Here is a 16,936-nt window from a genome sequence, read left to right as displayed (position 1 = left end):
GCGCGAGACGAGAGGAAACGGCGCAGTGGCGCACGGATCAGGGGCGGTCCCGCTCAGGCCCCGGCCGGCCGGAACGTGCGGAAGAAGGCCTCCAGGGCCTGGCGGTTGCCCGCGTCGTCCCACACCTCGGCCGGGGTCGTCCAGCGCAGTGAGTAACCGCGCCCGCCGCCGATGAGAAAGCCGCGGCCCAGCGTGCGCACCCGGCTGCCGTCGACGTCGGCGAGCCACTCCATGTCGGCGGCCGCCTGCCCCTGGTAGGTCGTCGCGCGGATGCCCCCGAGCCGCCGGTAGTCCTCGGCGGTCTGCCTCAGCCCCGGCTCGACGTCGTCGCGCCAGACCGCGACCGGCTCCGGACCGACGCGCGCGCTGTACGTCACCGCCAGCGTGCGCGCGTCACCGGGTGCGCCGAGCACCACGCGGTAGGCGAGATCGGACGCGCGCGTCGTGCTCAGCGGCTTCCAGCCCTGGGGTAGGGCTACGGAGAAGCCCTCGGGGGAGCGGTAGGTGCGGAAGCCCGGCGGCAGGGTGGGTACCGAGGGCGACGGGGAGACGCCGGGGGGCGGCTCGGCCGGGGTGCTCGGGGCCGGTGCGGTGGGCGTCGGCGCGGGGGTGGACGGGCGGTTCGGGTCCGGTGCGCCGGCGGAGGAGGGCGGGCGGCGTTCACCGCCGGACGCGGAGGTGTCCGTGCCTGGCAGGTCACGGGTCACCGCGAGTACCGCGACCGTCACCGTGACGACGGCCAGCGCCGTCCCGGCGATCATGGTCCGTCTGCTCCACCCCGGGTCGGTGACGTGCAGGGCGGTGGCGTACGCGCGGCGCAGCCGGGGGACCGGCGCGGGGGGCAGGGTCGCGTCGGCGTCCTCGTTCACGACCCGGGTGAGCGCCTGACGCACCACGGGCCGGGTGAGCCGTTCCCGGCCGTTCTTGCGCAGCAGGCCCTGCACGACCTGGGTGAGCGGTCCGGCGCGCAGCGGCGTGCGCAGCGGAAGCCGGTCCACGCTCTTCAGCGTGGCCTCGGGCCGGTCCCGCTCCCGGAACGGCGGGCGCCCCTCGACCATCGTGTAGAGGATCGCGCCCAGCGCCCACAGGTCGGCCGCGGGGCCGATCCGCTCGTCGCGGGCCTGCTCCGGAGAGGCGTACGACAGAGCCGTCAGCCGGGGGGCCAGCGTCGCGCCCGCCAGCCCGAAGCCCGCGACGACGACCGGGCCCTCCTCGCGGACGAGGATCTGGCCGGGGCTCAGCTCGCCGTGCGTGATGCCCTCGCCGTGCGCGGCCTCCAGCAGGTCGAGCAGCTCCAGCCCGATGCGGGCCGCCCGCACGTAGTTCAACGAGCCGTGCTCGGCGAGGAGTTCCCCGAGCGGCGTACCGCCGAGCCACTCGGTGACCGTCCACAGCGCGCCCTCCTCCGCGACCGCGTCGACCACGGTCGCGACCCGGCCGGGGCACAGCCGTCCCATCGTCTCCGACGTGCGCATGATGCGGCCGACGGTCCGGCGCGCGGCGTCCCCGTCGGGTTCGCCCGGCAACCCCACCTGGGTCAGCAGGCAGGGGCGCCCGGCCTCGACGTCCTCCCCGTACCAGCAGACGCGGTTCGACTCGCGATGGACGGTCTCCAGGAGCCGGTACCTCCCGGCGACCAACTGGTGTGCGGAGACGTACGCCTTGCTCATGGTCATCCCTCTGAACGCCTGGCTCTCACCTTTCCCAGAGGTACGCGGGGCGCCACGGAGTGTGTTCAACGACCGGGAGGCGTATTAGGGCGAGGTCACAATTTTGACGTTCGGTCAGTGTGCCGTGGCGCCGATCGCCCGGCTCGTCGAGCACTGCGCGGCGGCCGTCACAGCTTCCGGCGCACCAGGAAACCCGCCACCGACCGCAGCTCGGCGGCCGCCCCCGCGTCGAGCGAGGCGTCCGTGAGCGCGGCCTCTCCGGCGTCGATGTGCCGGCGCGCCTCGGCCAGGGCCGCCGTCCGCCCTCCCGCCGCCGCGATCAGCTCCGCGGCCTCGGCCGGGTCCCCCGCGGACTCCATGAGCGCGGCGAGGCGCCGGGCCGCCGGGTCGGGGGAGTCCAGCGCGCACAGGACCGGGAGCGTCTTCTTCCGCTCCCGCAGGTCGGCGAGCACGGGCTTGCCGGTGACGGCGGGCTCGCCCCAGATCCCGAGGACGTCGTCGACGACCTGGAAGGCGACTCCGAGATGGCGTCCGGCGCGGTCGAGGGCGCTGACGGTGGCCGGGGGCGCGCCGCCGAGCAGGGCTCCCAGGGCGAGCGCGGCGCCCAGCAGCGAGCCCGTCTTGTGCTCGGCCATCGCCCGGTACTCCGCGGGCCGCACACGCTCGGGGCCGCTCCAGGGCCGGGCCGCGAACAGCAGGTCGTCGGCCTGCCCGCGCACCAGGTCGCCCAGCGCCACGGACAGCAGTCGTACGGCGTCCGGTCCGGCCCCGGCGAGGGTGGTGACGGCCAGCGCGAACAGCGCGTCGCCCGCGAGGACCGCCGGACCCGTGCCGTAGGCCTTCCACACGGCGGGGCGGCGGCGCCGGGTCGTGTCCCCGTCCATGATGTCGTCGTGCAGGAGGGAGAAGGCGTGCACCAGCTCCACCGCGACCGCCGCCGGCACGCCGCTCTCCCCGGGCGCCCCGGCCGACTCCGCGCCGAGCACGGCCAGCGCCTGCCGGAGCCCCTTGCCGCCCGGCGCGACGGCAGGCACGCCGCCGACCTCGCACCAGCCGAAGGAGTACGCCGCCATCTCACCGGTCCACGGGTGCATCCGTTCGACCGCCTCCCGCAGCGCCGGCCCCACCAACTCCCGGCAGCGGTCCAGGACTTCGGTGGCCGATGCCGGGTCCCGGACGGCAGAGTCGAGCGCCGTCACCGTACGACCTCCAGGGCCCGCTCCGCGTCGAGGCCGAATTCCCACTGTGCCCGCGCCACCATCTCCCGTGCGTGCCGCAGCCCGATGCGGTCCAGCTCCGCTGCCAGGGACGCCAGTTCCGTGGCCGTCTCGTCCCGGTCGCGGCCCAGCTGCGCGAGCGCTTTGGCCAGGCCGAGCCGGGCGAGCGCCTCGCCGCGCGGCTCGCTCATGTCGCGGAACTCCGCCAGCGCCTGCTCGTAGAGGTCGCGTGCCTCGGCGTACCGCCCCGCGCGGTAGAGGACGTTGCCGCGCATCTTGTGGTTGTAGGCCAGCGCGCTCGTCAGGTTCATCGCCCGGCACGTGGTCTCCGCTTCGCTCAGCAGGGCGAGTGCCCGTTCGGTGTCGCCGTCCCGCACGGAGACGACGTCGGCGAGGCCGCGCAGCGCCCAGGCGTGCCCGCGCCGGTCGTCGGCGCGCGCGGCGATCTGGGCCGCCTCCTCGAACAGGACGTGGGCCCGGTCGTAGGACCCGGTGTTGCGGTGCATCTGCGCGATGCCTTCCAGCGCCCACACCGTGTGCCGTGCCTCGCCGCGCCGGCGGGCCTCGGCCAGCAGCTGCTCGTGCAGCCTACCGACGGCCTCGTAGTCGCCCTGGATGCGGCCGGTCTCGGCCAGGCCCGCCAGCGAGTAGCCGCGGACCACGATGTCGCCGCCGCGCTCGCCGAGCTCGGCCGCGAGCCCCAGCAGTCGCCGGGCCAGGGCGAACGCGCCGCGCTGCCGGGCCAGCGTGCCGCCGCTCCACAGGGCCCACGCCCTCGCGGCCGTGTCCCCGGCGTCCCGGGCGGCGCGGTAGCTCGCCTTCCAGGCCTGCTCCGCCTCCCGTACCTGCCCGAGCCGCCGGTGCGCCTCGGCGACGGCGAGCCCGCAGCGGGCCATCTCGCCGGGCCGGCCGGCACGCTCGGCGGCCCTCAACTGCTCGGTTCCGGTGGCCAGTACCTCGACCAGCGAGGAGTTCACGGACAGCGTGGTGAGGGCGCCCTGGTACTCCGGGGCGACTGCCTTGCGATACATGTATGCCCTTCATGTATACATGGTGCGTATACATGGTGTGTATAGCACCCGGAAAAACCGCCCTGGCCTCAGAGAGGCCAGGGCGTCACTGTTGTCGATCAAGACGTCAGTACGGTCAGGAGGGTTGCTCGCGAGGCAGGATCACTTCGGGCCCGTCAGGGGTTTCGGTCCGCTCAGTGCTGCTGGGGCTTGTGGGGCGATGCCTCGCTGGGCCGCACGACGACGTACCCCTCGCCCTGCAGCATGAGCTGGACGGCCTCACCCGAACCGCCGCGCAGCATCGAGCCGATGGACTGCGAGCGGTGCAGGGAGGTCTGCAGGCCGGCGGTCCAGCCGACCACCGCGTCCGTGTCGACGTAGACCGGGTACTGCCCCGAGACGGGGATCACCAGGGGGCTGCCGTCACACACCAGACCGAGTCTGCCCTGACCGCTGAAGACACTGTTGAACAGGCCGCCGCCGGTGATGCCCGCGCCCTTCACGGTGGCGATCCGGTACGACAACGTCGCGTCGAAACACAGGACGTTACGGCCGTTGACCGTGAACTCGTCGCCCGGCTCGACGTCGACGACGAAGCAGTTCTGCGCCTCGTTCGCGAACCATGCCTCGCCCTGGCCGCGCACCGCCATGAGGGGCAGCCCCTCACCGGTGACCGCGCGCTTGAGCATGCCGCCCACGCCCTGGCCCTTGCGCTCGAAGGCGAGGTTGCCGCGGTAGGCGATCATCGCGCCCTGCCGGGCCAGCATCTCACCGTTGACGGCGTACCTGATGCACTTGGTGTTCTCGACGGTCATACCCGGCGCCTGCGCGGGCTGGACCATGTGCTCACTGGAAAAGAGGTCACCCTTCATGCGGGCATCCTGTCCGGTGTATGCCGTTCTGCCAACATCGGCCGCGGAACTGCGGGTGCGGGGCGGGCCGGTCGGCCAGACCCGCCGACCACCGGGGGAGGCCCGTCGCATCCCGGGGGCCTGCCTGTCCTCGTCGTCAGCCGCCGAACAGTTGGGTCCAGTACGTGCCCGACCGGCCGCCGCCCGCGAAACCGATGCCGATGTGTGTGAAGTCCGGCTTGAGGATGTTGGCGCGGTGGCCGGGGCTGTTCATCCAGCCGGTCACCACCTCGGTGGGGGAGCGCTGGCCGCAGGCGATGTTCTCGCCGATCGAGCGGCGGGTGGAGCCCGCGGCGGCGGCCCGGTCCCAGGGGCGGCTGCCGTCCGGCGCGGTGTGGGAGTAGAAGTCGCGGGCCACCATGTCGTCGCTGTGCGCCTGGGCGGCCCTGGTCAGCGCCGGGCCCTGGGCCAGCGACGGCAGACCGGCCCGGGTGCGCGCGTGGTTGGTGAGATCGATGACGTCGGCCGTCGCGCGGGCGAGGCCGGCCGGGGTGAGGGGCGTGGCCCACAGCGCGGTCCAGAAGGTGTCCCCGGACCGGCCGCCGTCGGCATGAGCGAGTCCGGCGTGGGTGAAGGCCGGGTCGTGGAGGGTGCGGCGGAGGCCGTGGGTGCGCAGGCAGTGGTCGACGAACTCGGCGGGCGTGCGCGGGCCGGAGACCAGGTGCTCGCCGATGGTGAGGTATGCGAATCCGGCGGCGGTCACCCGCTGGTGGACCGCGACACCGTCCCCGCCCTCGACGCCGAGCCGGCCGGCGGCCGCCATGGCGCGGGCGTGCTGCCGGGCGGCGTCGGTGAGGCGCGCGTCGAGGGCCACGGGCGGCGAACCGGCCCGGGCACGCGCTAAGTTGACGAGGGGAAGGAAGCCGAGCGGATCCGGGGCCGACGGTGGGCCGGGCGGGGCGGCGGGACGCGCGGCGTTCGGCGGCCCGGTCGGGACGGGGGGCGAAGGGGCGGACGGTGTGCCGTCGTCCAGGACGTCCACGCCGAAGTCGCGCGCCAGGCCCGCCAGTCCGTCGGCGTACCCCTGCCCGAGAGCGCGCACCTTCCAGCCCGCGCCGCGCCGGTACAGCTCGGCGAGCAGCAGGACCGTCTCCTGCCCGGGGCGCGGAGGAGTGAACCGGGCGAGGTGGCGGCCGTGCGCATCGGTGACGAACAGCGTGGGGACGGGGAGGCGGCCCAGCGGCACCGTGGGGTCGGTGGGGCTGACGACGACCGTCACGCGGGTGGCCCCCGCGCGCAGCCGCGGCGGGTCGACCGTGAGGGTGTGGCCCCGCAGGACGGCCCCCGGGGCGGCGGGCTGGTTGTAGAACACGAAGTCGCCGTCGCCACGCACCCTGCCGCCGTCGTCGGTGACGAGCGCGGCCAGGTCGAAGGGGCCGGGCACCCGCACGGTCAGGGCGCCGTCCGGGAGCGGCACGTTGCCTCCGGGGACCAACTCGCTCATGCTGCCGCCCTGCTGGTGTCCGTCGTGGTCAGAGGTCCGGGGGTGTCGTTGCGGACAACGCACGCCGAGGGTCGGCGGTTCCCGGCGGCGTCGCCGCCGCCGCGGGGAGGCAACGCCCTTCGAGGGGCGGTGGATCCGGGGACACCGACCGGGCCGCCTTCGATCAGTGCACAACAGTCCATATGTATCTTGCAATTGAAAGCCTGACGGCGGCTCAACTCAACCTTGTGTTGATTCCTGCTTCTTTCATTGACAGCGGAAAATAAGCCGCCTAGGTTCCCGCCATGCCCTCGACCTCCCCTGTCGAGGTGTTCCCGGTCCCTACGCCGGCCGCCTCGCAGATCTTCACCACCGTCCTGTCCCACGGCCCGCTCACCCGCTCCGAGATGGCCGAGCGGACCGGGCTGTCCGCCGCCGCGGTGACCAAGGCGGTCCGGCCCCTGATCGAGGCCGGCTATCTGGTGGAGGACGCGGACGAGGAGGCCCGCCGCGCGCTGGGCAGGCCGGCGAACCCGGTGCGCGTCGACGGCGGCCGGGCGCTGTTCATCGGGGTCAAGGTGACCGGCGACGAACTCATCGGCGTCCTCACCGACCTGTGCTGCCGCATCCGCGTCGCGCGCCACGTGCCGCTGCCCGACCGCGACCCCAAGCCGGTCCTGGCGCAGATCACGGAACTGGTACGCGAGTTGCTCACCGAGGCGGACGGCTTCGGCGTCCGGGTGCGGGGCATCGGACTCGCGGTCTCCGGCGACGTCGACCGCGCGGCGGGAGCCGTTCGCTACTCGCCGTTCCTGGAGTGGCGCGACGTACCGCTCGCCGAACTCGCCGCCATGGCGACCGGATTGCCGGTCACCGTCGACAACGACGTACGCGCCCTGACGGTCGCCGAGCAGTGGTTCGGCGCCGGGGTGGGCCTGTCCGACTTCGCCGTGGTCACCGTCGGCGCGGGCATCGGCTGCGGCCTCGTCGTGCACGGGCGGGTCGTCGCCGGGGCGCACGGTGTGGCCGGCGAGATCGGCCACGTGGCGATCGACCCGGCCGGCCCGCCGTGCCACTGCGGCAACCGGGGCTGCGTCGAGGCCATCGCCGGCGAAGAGGCGATTCTCGCCCGGGTCAGGGAGGTGACGGGCGTCCAGGTCGCCGACGCCGCCGCGGCCCTGGCCCTCGCGCACGGGGGCGACGCCGGGGCCCGCGCGGTGTACGCGCGCGCGGGTGAGGCGATCGGCCGGGGCATCGCCACGGTGGCCAACCTCTTCGGGCCCGAACTGGTGACCATCTCCGGCGAGGGACTGGCCGCCTACGACCTGTTCGCCGAGCAGATCCGCGACGCCTTCGCGGCGGCCGCCTTCGGCTCGGCCGCCCAGTGTGCCGTACGGACCCGACCGCTGCCCTTCGAGGAATGGGCACGCGGCGCCGCCGCGACCGCGATCCAGAGCTTCATCACCACGGACCAGAACTAGCCCGACCCACCCTTAGCTGTACCGAGCCCAGGAGGTACGACCCATGCGGTCACCCTCGTACTCCGTCCTGCCCGCACGCGGCCTGAGGGCCGTCGTCGTCCTCGCCCTCACGGCGGGCCTCGCCACCGCCGTCCCGGCGGCCCAGGCCCAGGCCCCGGCCGGCACCGCCGCCCCCGACCGGCCCGCGTCCGGCACCGCCGCCCCGGCGCTCGCCGCCAAGCCCTACATGGGCTGGTCGAGCTGGAGCATGCAGTCGTCGAAGTACCCCGGCCTCAACCCGGACGGCGACTACAGCTATCTCACCGAGGCGAACGTCCTGAAGCAGACCGACGCCATGGCCGCGAAGCTGAAGCGGTACGGCTACGAGTACGTCAACATCGACGCCGGCTGGTGGCGTGACAAGGCGTGGAAGCCCTGGTTCGACGACCACGGCCGGCAGAAGGCCGACCCGGACCGCTTCCCCCGGGGCATGAAGGCCGTCGCCGACCACATCCACGCCAAGGGACTCAAGGCGGGGATCTACCTGCCCGTCGGCCTGGAGAAGGAGGCGTACGGCGAGGGCAAGGTGCCGATCTGGAACGCCGAGGGCTGCACCACCGCCGACATCGTCCACGACGACCTGCGCACCACCAACGGCTGGGACAGCGCCTACAAGATCGACTTCGCGGACCCCTGCGCGCAGAAGTACATCGACTCCCAGGCCCGGCTCTTCGCCGACTGGGGCTACGACTTCCTCAAGCTCGACGGCGTGGGCCCCGGCTCCTTCAAGAGCGGCGACAACTACGACAACGTCGCCGACGTGGCCGCCTGGCAGAAGGCCATCGCCACCGCAGGTCGGCCGATCCACCTCGAACTGTCCTGGTCCCTGGACATCGGGCACGCCGAGGACTGGAAGAAGTACTCCAACGGCTGGCGCATCGACACCGATGTCGAGTGCTACTGCAACACCCTCGCCACCTGGGAGAACAGCGTCGTCGACCGCTGGGACGACACCCCCGCCTGGACCCGGCACGCGGGCCCGGGCGGCTGGAACGACCTCGACGCGCTCCTCGTCGGCAACGGCGAGATGGACGGCCTGACGAAGGCCGAACGGCAGAGCCACGCCACCCTGTGGGCCATCGCCAAGTCCCCGCTGTTCAGCGGCGACGACCTGACCCGGCTCGACTCCTACGGTCTCTCCCTGCTGACCAACCGTGAGGTCATCGCCGTCAACCAGGCCGCCGCGCCGCCCGCGAAGCCGGTCACGCCGTCCGACCCGCAGCAGGTGTGGGCGGCGAAGAACCCCGACGGCACCTACACCGTGGCCCTGTTCAACCTCGGTGACGCGCCGGCCGCCGTCACCGCCGACTGGGGCATGCTCGGCTTCACCGGCAAGGCGGACGTGCGCGACCTGTGGAACCGCGAGAACCTGGGCTCCCACCGAGGCGGCATCACCCAGGCCCTGCCCGCCCACGGCTCCCGTCTCTTCACCGTCACCCCGCGCGGCACCGCCGTCACCACGACCGGCTACGAGGCCGAGTCCCCGGCCAACACCCTCGGCGGCCAGGCCTCCGTCGCCGACTGCTCCGCCTGCTCCGGCGAGCGCAAGGTCGGCAACCTCTACCTCGGCGGCAAGGTCACCTTCAACGACGTGGTCGTCGCCAAGGCCGGCACCTACCAGGTCAAGGTCGCCTACGTCAGCGGTGACCCGCGCACGCTCGACGTCTCGGCCAACGGAGGCGGCGCGGTGCGCCACAAGTTCGCCTCCACCGGCGACTGGGGGACCGCCGCCACCGTCAGCGTGCCCGTGAAGCTGAAGGCGGGCGCCAACACGATCACGCTCGACAGCGGTTCCGGCTACGCGCCGGACGTCGACCGGATCGACGTACCGAAGTCGCTCTGAACCCCGAGGGACCCGGCGCCGGCCGGGTCCCGCTCCTCCTCGTACCGGGAGCCGCCCGTATGTCCGAACCCAGCAGAAGAACCCTGCTCTCCGCCGCCACGACGGCCGGCCTCGCCACCGCCCTCGCGGGTCTGCCCGCCTTCACCGCCTCCGCCGCACCCCGGCGCCCCGCCGCCGACGCCCCGCTCCCCACCGGCACCGCACGCGACACCCTGTGGTGGCGGGCCCCGGGCGACGCCCACTCGATGATCGAACAGGGCCTGCCCGTCGGCAACGGCCGCCTCGGCGCCCTCGCGAGCAACGACCCCGGCCGCGAACTGCTGCTGCTCACCGACGCCACGATGTGGACCGGCGGCCTCAACGACACCCTCGACGCCGACGGTCAGTTCCCTTACGGCCGCGCGGATTTCGGCTCCTTCACGCTGCTGGCCCGGCTCACCGTCGACATCCCCGACCACGACCTGTCGGCCGTCACCGGCTACCGCCGCACCCTCGACCTGGTCCAGGGCGTCGTGGCCTCCTCCTACGTCCGTTCCGAGGTCACCTACCGGCGGCAGGTCTTCGCCAGCCGGCCCGACGACGTGATCGTCCTGCACTTCACCCAGAGCGGCGGCGGCCGATACACCGGCACCATCACCCTGGACGGCACCCACGGCGAGAAGGCGGGCGCGGAGTCCTTCGGGGCCGCCCTGCCGAACGGGCTGCGCTACGGCGCCGCCGTGACGGCCCGCGGCAGCGGCGGGGGCGTCGCGGTGAGCGGCTCCCGGATCGACTTCACCGGGTGCAAGGAGCTCACGGTGGTGGTCAGCGGCGGCACCGACTACGCGCCCGACGCCGCCACCCACTACCGCGATCCTTCCCTCGACCCGGAGCGGCTGGCCCGTACGAAGGTGCGCGCCGCCGCCGCCCACCCGGCCGGCACCCTGCTGCGCACCCATGTCGCCGACTACCGCGACCTGTACGGCCGACTGGACCTCTCCCTCGGCGAGTCGACCGCCGAGCAGCGCGCGCTGGACACCTGGGAGCGGCTGAAGGCACGCGCCCGGGACGAGGTCCCCGACCCCGAACTGGAGGCGGCGTACCTCCAGTACGGCCGCTACCTGATGATCTCCGGCTCCCGCGGCAGCCTGCCCCTGAACCTCCAGGGGCTGTGGCTCGACGGCAACGATCCGGACTGGATGGGCGATTACCACACCGACATCAACATCCAGATGAACTACTGGATGGCCGACCGCACCGGTCTGTCCCCGTGCTTCGACGCGCTGACCGACTACTGCCTCGCCCAGCTCCCGTCCTGGACCGAGCTCACGCACAAGCTCTTCAACGACCCGCGCAACCGCTACCGCAACTCCAGCGGCAGGATCGCCGGCTGGACGGTGGCCATCTCCACCAACCCGCACGGCGGCAACGGCTGGTGGTGGCACCCCGCGGGCAACGCCTGGCTCTGCAACAGCCTGTTCGAGCACTACGAGTACACCCAGTCCCGCGACCACCTGGCGAAGATCTACCCGCTGCTGAAGGGCGCCTGCGAGTTCTGGGAGGCGCGGCTGCTGACCACGACCCTCCCCGGCACCTCCCGTGAGGTGCTGATCGCGGACAGCGACTGGTCGCCCGAGCACGGCCCGCTCGACGCCAAGGGCATCACCTACGCCCAGGAACTGGTGTGGGCGCTCTTCGGCAACTTCTGCGCCGCGTCCGCCCGGCTGAACAAGGACGCAGGCTACGCGGGCACGATCGCGGGACTGCGCAGGAAGCTGTACCTGCCCGAGGTGAGCCCGAAGACGGGCTGGCTCCAGGAGTGGATGTCGCCGGACAACCTGGGCGAGACGACGCACCGGCACCTGTCCGGGCTGGTCGGGCTGTTCCCGGGCGACCGCATCCGCCCCGACGACTCCACCCCGAAGGACGTCGTCGACGGCGCCACCGCGCAGCTCACCGCGCGCGGTATGAACAGCTTCGGCTGGGCGAACGCCTGGCGCGCGCTGTGCTGGGCCCGTTTGAAGAACGCCGAGAAGGCCTACCAGCTCATTGTGAACAATCTGCGTCCGTCCACCGGCGGCGCCAACGGCACCGCCTTCAACCTGTTCGACATCTACGAGGTCGAGCAGGGCCGTGGCATCTTCCAGATCGACGCGAACTTCGGCACGCCGGCCGCCCTGAGCGAGATGCTCCTGTACTCCCGCCCCGGCCACCTGGAACTCCTCCCGGCCCTCCCCGACGCCTGGGCCGCCTCCGGCCACGTCAAGGGCGTCGCCGCGCGTGGCGGCTTCGTCGTGGACCTCCACTGGCGGGACGGGAAGCCGATCTCGGTCCGGCTCCGCAGCGTCGGCGGCCGGACCACGGCCGTGGCGTACGGGGGCGCCTCCCGGACGGTCACACTCAAGCCGGGTCAGTCCGTCACGCTGAAGGACCTCGGCCGGTGAGCGGCCGTCGCGTACGGCTCGGGCGGATGATCGGCGTCCTGCTGGTGGCCGCGGTGTCGCAGGTCCCGCTGGCGGCGCAGGCGGCGCCGGCCAAGCACGACGTCATCACCTGGGGCGCCAGTGCCGACCGCGTGGGTGAGGCGGTCGCCGACCGCAGCTACCGGCTGGTCGTGCGCACCAGCGTCGGGGGCGACGATCTGCGGATCCGGCTCTCCAACGCCTTCGGGGACCGGCCGGTGACCTTCGACAGCGTCCACGCCGGCATCCAGCGGGCGGGCGCCGCGCTGGTCCCCGGCAGCAACCGCCGGCTCACCTTCGCCGGCGGGCGGTCCGTCACCGTCCCCGCGGGCGCCACCGTCCTCAGCGACCCGCTGCCCGGCAAGGCCGCCGCCGGCCTGAACCTGGTGATCAGCCTGCACAGCCCCGACGCGGCCGGTCCCGCGACCGGCCACGGCATGGCCATGCAGACCTCGTACGCGGCGCAGGGCGACCACGCGGCCGAGGAGGGCGCCGGCCACTTCACCGACACCGTCGGCTCCTGGTTCTACCTCGACGCCGTCACCGTCCGGACGAGCGCCACGACAGGCGCCGTGGCCGCCCTCGGCGATTCCATCACCGACGGCTGGGAGTCCAGCACCGACCTGAACCGCCGCTGGCCCGACTACCTCGCCCGCAGGCTCGCGGCGGCGCCCGGGGCGACCGTGCGGGGCGTGGCCAACGAGGGGATCTCGGGCAACAAGGTCCTGGCCGACGGGGCCGGGCGCAGCGCCCTGAACCGGTTGGAGCGCGACGTGCTGTCCCACCCGGGCGTCCGCACGGTCCTCGTGTTCGAGGGCGTCAACGACATCAAGGCCCACACCGGCGTCACGGCCGGGGACCTCGTCGCCGGCTACCGGGAGATCGCCGCGCGGGCGCACGCGGCGGGCAAGTGCGTCGTCGGCGCCACCGTGGGGCCCTTCAAGGGCTGGTCGGAGTGGGATCCGGCCGCCGAGGCCGTACGGCAGGAGGTCAACGCGTTCATCCGGGACAGCGGCACGTTCGACGCCGTGGCCGACTTCGACCGCATCCTGCGCAGCCCCTACGACCCCGAGCGGATCATGCCGTTCTTCGACAACGGCGACCACCTGCACCCCAACGACAAGGGGATGCAGGCGCTCGCCGATTCCGTCGACCTCACGAGCCTCGAGTGCGCCGCCGGGCCCCGGGCGGGCGCGCCGACGGCCACCGACTGACCGGGCGGACGGGCTCTCACTGCCGCAACGTGCGGGCCCAGTCGGCGGGCACCCGCCCGGCGGGGCCCGGCGTCGGCTGGTCCGCGGGATGGCATACCGGAGGCGCCAGCTCGGGCCCGGCGTCGTACGCCTCCTTCGTCGCGAAGTTCCAGAACCACCCCTCGCCCGGTTCGAAGCTGCGCATCACCGGATGCCCGGTCGCCTCGTAGTGCGCCGTGGCGTGCTGGGCGGGCGAGGAGTCGCAGCAGCCGATGTGCCCGCACTGGGCGCAGCGCCGCAGGTGGAACCACCACCCCCCGGCCTCGTCGCACTCCGTGCATCCCGTCCCGCTGGGCGGGACGCTCGGGTCGATGCCGCTGGTGTCACTGGTCATGCCGACTCCTCGGGGGCCGTCTCGTCCTCTGTCGCGGTGAGCGGAAGCAGTACCTGGAACCGGGTGTCGCCCGGTGCGGACTCCACCTGGAGAGTGCCGTGGTGCTTGTTGACCACGATCCGCCAGGAGATGTCCAGGCCGAGCCCGGTGCCCTCGCCCACGGGCTTGGTGGTGAAGAAGGGGTCGAAGATACGGTCCCGGATCTCGGGCGGCACCCCGGGGCCGGTGTCGCGGAACTCCACCAGCAGGCACTCGCGGTCCCGCGCCGTCCGTACCGTCAACGCCCCCTCGCCGCCGTCGCTGTTGATCGCGGAGACCGCGTTGTCGATCAGGTTGGTCCACACCTGGTTGAGCTCCGCCGGATAGGCGGGGACCTTCGGGAGCGTACGGTCGTAGTCCTTGACGACCTTGATCTGCGGGCCGATCTTGCCCGACAGCATCAGGAGGGTGCTGTCGAGGAGTTCGTGCACGTCGGCCATCCGGTAGGGGGCGCGGTCGAGCTGCGAGTACTGCTTCGCCGCGTCCACCAGGTGCGAGATCCGGGTCGTGGAGTCCAGGATCTCGTCCATCAGCAGCTCGGTCTCGACCGTGTAGTTGAGCCACCCGATCGCGCCCGGCAGGATCTCCTCGTCCACGGCCGCCGCGATCTGGTCCAGCCAGTCCAGGTCCAGGCCGGCCTGCACGAAGGTGGGCGCGATCCGCCAGCCGTCGGGGATGCCGTGGTCGTCGAGCCAGTCGCCGACCGCGTCCTCACGGTCCGAGGCCTCCAGCGGGCTCAGCGTGGGCGCCTTGGCGACGCGTTCCGCCGTGCGGTCCTGGATCTCGATGAGGTTCGCCAGTGCCTCGCGCGGATACGGTCCCGCCGAGATGACGCTCAGTTTGTGGCGCATCTTCGCCACCCGTTCCCGCAGCGAGGACGTCGCCCGGACGGCCGCCGCGGCGGGGTTGTTCAGCTCGTGCGTGAGCCCGGCCGACAACGAGCCGAGCGCCAGCAGCCGTTCCCGCTGCCCGATCATCCGCTGGGTGGTCTTCGAGCCGAAGAACAGGCCCTCCAGGAGGTGGACCGCCATCGGGAACCACTCCCGCATGATGCTCGCGAAGGTGTCCGCGGGCACCACGAAGAACCGCGTCGGCTCGGTCACGCGCATCGAGTTGTTGTAGACCTGCCGCACCCGGTCGCCGAGGTAGGCCTGCATGGCACCCGCGTACACCCCGGTCTGCGAGGTCCGGGTGACCTCGACGTCGTCCGCGCCGACCCTCCGGGACAGCACGACCGTGCCCTCGATCATCACGTAGAAGCAGGTGGCGGGGTCACCCTCGGTGTAGACGGGCCCGGCCTCGAACTGCTCCACCCGGCCCTCGGTGCACAGCCGTTCGAGCTGCTCGGGCGAGAGCCTCTCGAACAGGAACAGGGCGCCGATCTCCTGCGGGTTGCACGGCATCCGGTGACCGCTCATGACTGCTCCAGATAACGGTGGACGAGCATGACGGCCATGGCTCCCTCCCCGACGGCGGACGCGACCCGCTTGGCGGACTCGGCGCGCGCGTCCCCCGCCACGAACACACCCGGGACATTGGTCTCCAGGTGGTACGGCGGCCGGTCCAGCTCCCAGCCCGACGGCGGCCGCCCGTCCGCCGTGAGGTCGGGTCCGGCCAGGATGAACCCGCGCCGGTCGCGCAGCACCGTGGCGCCCAGCCAGTCGGTCAGCGGCGCCGCGCCGATGAAGACGAACAGCCACTGCGCGTCGACGAGTTCGGTGTGCCCCGTCGCCGTGTCGCGCAGCGTCAGCTGCTCCAGGTGGTCGGAGCCGTGCGCCGACTCGACGACCGTGCCGCAGCGCACCGAGATGTTCGGCTCCTGCTCGATCTGCTGGATCAGGTAGTACGACATCGACGCCGCCAGCGACTGCCCGCGCACCAGCAGCGTCACCGACTTGGCGCCCCGGGCGAGGTACATCGCCGCCTGCCCCGCGGAGTTGGCGCCACCCACGATGTAGACGTCCTGGCCCTGGCACGAGGCCGCCTCGGTCAGCGAGGAGCCGTAGTACACCCCGCAGCCGTTCAGCTCGTCGCAGCCCTGGGCGGCCAGCTGGCGGTACTGCACACCGGTCGCCAGGATCACGCTGTGCGCGGCGATCTCCGAGCCGTCCGAGAACCGCACGACCCGCGCGGCCCCGTTGACCTCCAGCGCCGTCACCTCACGCGCGGTGAGGATCTCCGCGCCGAACCTCGACGCCTGCCGGCGGGCCCGGTCGGTGAGCTGCGCGCCGGACACGCCGTCCGGGAAGCCCAGGTAGTTCTCGATGCGTGAGCTCTGCCCGGCCTGCCCGCCCGTCGCCGACCGCTCCACGAGCACCGTCCGCAGCCCCTCCGACGCCCCGTACACCGCCGCGCCGAGACCGGCCGGGCCGCCGCCGATGACGACCAGGTCGTAGAAGTCGGCGTTCGGGGTCGTGGCCAGCCCCACGTGTGCGGCGAGTTCGGGAGTCTCCGGCTCGACCAGGGGCGTGCCGTCCGGGGTGATCACCAGCGGCAGCCGCTGCCCGTCCGCCCCGGCGGCGTCCAGCAGCCGCCGGCCCTCGGGCTCCTCGGCCGAGTACCAGCGGTACGGCACCTGGTTGCGGGCCAGGAACTCGCGGACGTCCGTGGAACGCGCCGACCAGCGGTGCCCGACGACCTTGGTGCTGGGCACGGGCCGGTAGTCGCTGCGCCGCCAGGCGTCCAGCAGGTCGTCGAGGACGGGGTAGAGCTTCTCCTCGGGCGGGTCCCACGGCTTGAGGAGGTAGTGGTCGAGGTCGACGACGTTGATCGCGTCGATCGCCGCGTTGGTGTCGGCGTACGCGGTCAGCAGCACCCGGCGCGCACCCGGGTACACGTCCAGGGCCTGCTCCAGGAACTCGATGCCGTTCATCTGCGGCATGCGGTAATCCGCCAGGATGACGGCCACCAGGTCGCCGCGCAGCTTCAGCTCGCGCAGCGCCTGCAGCGCGGACTCGCCGGACTCCGCGCGCACGATCCGGTACGACTCGCCGTAGCGCCGCCTGAGGTCCCGTGCCACGGCACGGGAGACTCCCGGATCGTCGTCCACGGTCAAGATGACGGTCCGCGCTGCGTCGGCGGCCTGTGCCATTCGTCTCCCACCCCGAGCGGTCGGTATCAGGACGCGGCGTCCTCCTCGTCACCGCACCCGGCTTCGGCCATCGTATGTTCGATCGCGCCGCTTCGCTCAGGCATGCCGCCCCCGGCCGGCCGGCGGCTCGCCCTCCCCCGAGCGGCTCGTGCCGGCGGCGTGGGGAAGACTGAGCGTGACGTAC

General features: G+C 72.9%; 12 protein-coding genes. 4 read left to right on the top strand and 8 right to left on the bottom strand.

Features of this window, described 5'->3' with window-relative positions; translation table 11 throughout:
* Window positions 1-53 precede the first annotated feature (53 nt).
* From ACFV6X_RS04745 to ACFV6X_RS04725, 5 genes are all read right to left on the bottom strand, one after another.
* Complete coding sequence (locus tag ACFV6X_RS04745) at window positions 54-1,670, bottom strand: serine/threonine protein kinase (RefSeq protein ID WP_385377635.1); 1,617 nt, start codon at window positions 1,668-1,670, stop codon at window positions 54-56.
* Window positions 1,671-1,837: 167 nt separating this feature from the next.
* Window positions 1,838-2,869, bottom strand: coding sequence for a polyprenyl synthetase family protein (locus ACFV6X_RS04740; RefSeq protein ID WP_385377632.1), 1,032 nt, complete (start codon window positions 2,867-2,869; stop codon window positions 1,838-1,840).
* A complete protein-coding gene (locus ACFV6X_RS04735) occupies window positions 2,866-3,918 on the bottom strand; it encodes a tetratricopeptide repeat protein (protein WP_385377629.1) in 1,053 nt (350 codons plus the stop codon). Before ACFV6X_RS04735 ends, ACFV6X_RS04740 begins: the two co-directional genes overlap by 4 nt.
* A gap of 173 nt (window positions 3,919-4,091) precedes the next feature.
* On the bottom strand, window positions 4,092-4,769 hold the full coding sequence (locus tag ACFV6X_RS04730) for an AIM24 family protein (RefSeq protein WP_385377626.1): 678 nt from the start codon (window positions 4,767-4,769) through the stop codon (window positions 4,092-4,094).
* Between the two features lie 136 nt (window positions 4,770-4,905).
* On the bottom strand, window positions 4,906-6,252 hold the full coding sequence (locus ACFV6X_RS04725; protein WP_385377623.1) for a CAP domain-containing protein: 1,347 nt from the start codon (window positions 6,250-6,252) through the stop codon (window positions 4,906-4,908).
* A gap of 284 nt (window positions 6,253-6,536) precedes the next feature.
* Here ACFV6X_RS04725 and ACFV6X_RS04720 point away from each other — a divergent pair, with 284 nt between their 5' ends.
* Genes ACFV6X_RS04720 through ACFV6X_RS04705 form a run of 4 tightly spaced genes read left to right on the top strand, consistent with a single transcriptional unit; the run spans window position 6,537 to window position 13,249 of the window.
* A complete protein-coding gene (locus ACFV6X_RS04720; RefSeq protein ID WP_385377620.1) occupies window positions 6,537-7,712 on the top strand; it encodes an ROK family protein in 1,176 nt (391 codons plus the stop codon).
* Window positions 7,713-7,755: 43 nt separating this feature from the next.
* Entirely contained in the window at window positions 7,756-9,594 is a 1,839-nt protein-coding gene (locus ACFV6X_RS04715) for an alpha-galactosidase D (protein WP_385377618.1), read from the top strand.
* 59 nt (window positions 9,595-9,653) lie between these two features.
* Window positions 9,654-12,017 (top strand): glycoside hydrolase N-terminal domain-containing protein, encoded by a 2,364-nt coding sequence (locus ACFV6X_RS04710; protein ID WP_385377615.1) that lies wholly within the window; start codon window positions 9,654-9,656, stop codon window positions 12,015-12,017.
* The gene (locus ACFV6X_RS04705; RefSeq protein ID WP_385377612.1) at window positions 12,014-13,249 is read left to right on the top strand and encodes an SGNH/GDSL hydrolase family protein; all 1,236 of its coding nucleotides are present in this window, start codon (window positions 12,014-12,016) and stop codon (window positions 13,247-13,249) included. The genes ACFV6X_RS04710 and ACFV6X_RS04705 overlap by 4 nt, the downstream gene beginning before the upstream one ends.
* Before the next feature lie 16 nt (window positions 13,250-13,265).
* Here ACFV6X_RS04705 and ACFV6X_RS04700 read toward each other — a convergent pair whose 3' ends face one another.
* From ACFV6X_RS04700 to ACFV6X_RS04690, 3 genes are read right to left on the bottom strand one after another with little or no spacing between them, the layout of a single operon-like run.
* Window positions 13,266-13,622 (bottom strand): UBP-type zinc finger domain-containing protein, encoded by a 357-nt coding sequence (locus ACFV6X_RS04700; protein ID WP_385377609.1) that lies wholly within the window; start codon window positions 13,620-13,622, stop codon window positions 13,266-13,268.
* A complete protein-coding gene (locus tag ACFV6X_RS04695; RefSeq protein ID WP_385377606.1) occupies window positions 13,619-15,079 on the bottom strand; it encodes an ATP-binding protein in 1,461 nt (486 codons plus the stop codon). Before ACFV6X_RS04695 ends, ACFV6X_RS04700 begins: the two co-directional genes overlap by 4 nt.
* Complete coding sequence (locus ACFV6X_RS04690) at window positions 15,076-16,752, bottom strand: FAD-dependent oxidoreductase (RefSeq protein ID WP_385377603.1); 1,677 nt, start codon at window positions 16,750-16,752, stop codon at window positions 15,076-15,078. Before ACFV6X_RS04690 ends, ACFV6X_RS04695 begins: the two co-directional genes overlap by 4 nt.
* Window positions 16,753-16,936 lie beyond the last annotated feature (184 nt).

The organism is Streptomyces sp. NPDC059861, from assembly GCF_042731435.1.
Classification (GTDB): Bacteria; Actinomycetota; Actinomycetes; order Streptomycetales; family Streptomycetaceae; genus Streptomyces.
Note: the sequence above shows the minus strand (reverse complement) of the source record. Positions and strands in the feature narration are given on the sequence as shown.

Excerpts from the sequence above, each read along its gene's own strand:
- ACFV6X_RS04730 (WP_385377626.1), bottom strand. The coding sequence starts at position 4,769 with ATGAAGGGTGACCTCTTTTCCAGTGAGCACATGGTCCAGCCCGCGCAG.
- ACFV6X_RS04700 (WP_385377609.1), bottom strand. The coding sequence starts at position 13,622 with ATGACCAGTGACACCAGCGGCATCGACCCGAGCGTCCCGCCCAGCGGG.
- ACFV6X_RS04690 (WP_385377603.1), bottom strand. The coding sequence starts at position 16,752 with ATGGCACAGGCCGCCGACGCAGCGCGGACCGTCATCTTGACCGTGGAC.
- ACFV6X_RS04695 (WP_385377606.1), bottom strand. The coding sequence starts at position 15,079 with ATGAGCGGTCACCGGATGCCGTGCAACCCGCAGGAGATCGGCGCCCTG.
- ACFV6X_RS04735 (WP_385377629.1), bottom strand. The coding sequence starts at position 3,918 with ATGTATCGCAAGGCAGTCGCCCCGGAGTACCAGGGCGCCCTCACCACG.
- ACFV6X_RS04720 (WP_385377620.1), top strand. The coding sequence starts at position 6,537 with ATGCCCTCGACCTCCCCTGTCGAGGTGTTCCCGGTCCCTACGCCGGCC.
- ACFV6X_RS04715 (WP_385377618.1), top strand. The coding sequence starts at position 7,756 with ATGCGGTCACCCTCGTACTCCGTCCTGCCCGCACGCGGCCTGAGGGCC.
- ACFV6X_RS04745 (WP_385377635.1), bottom strand. The coding sequence starts at position 1,670 with ATGAGCAAGGCGTACGTCTCCGCACACCAGTTGGTCGCCGGGAGGTAC.
- ACFV6X_RS04725 (WP_385377623.1), bottom strand. The coding sequence starts at position 6,252 with ATGAGCGAGTTGGTCCCCGGAGGCAACGTGCCGCTCCCGGACGGCGCC.
- ACFV6X_RS04710 (WP_385377615.1), top strand. The coding sequence starts at position 9,654 with ATGTCCGAACCCAGCAGAAGAACCCTGCTCTCCGCCGCCACGACGGCC.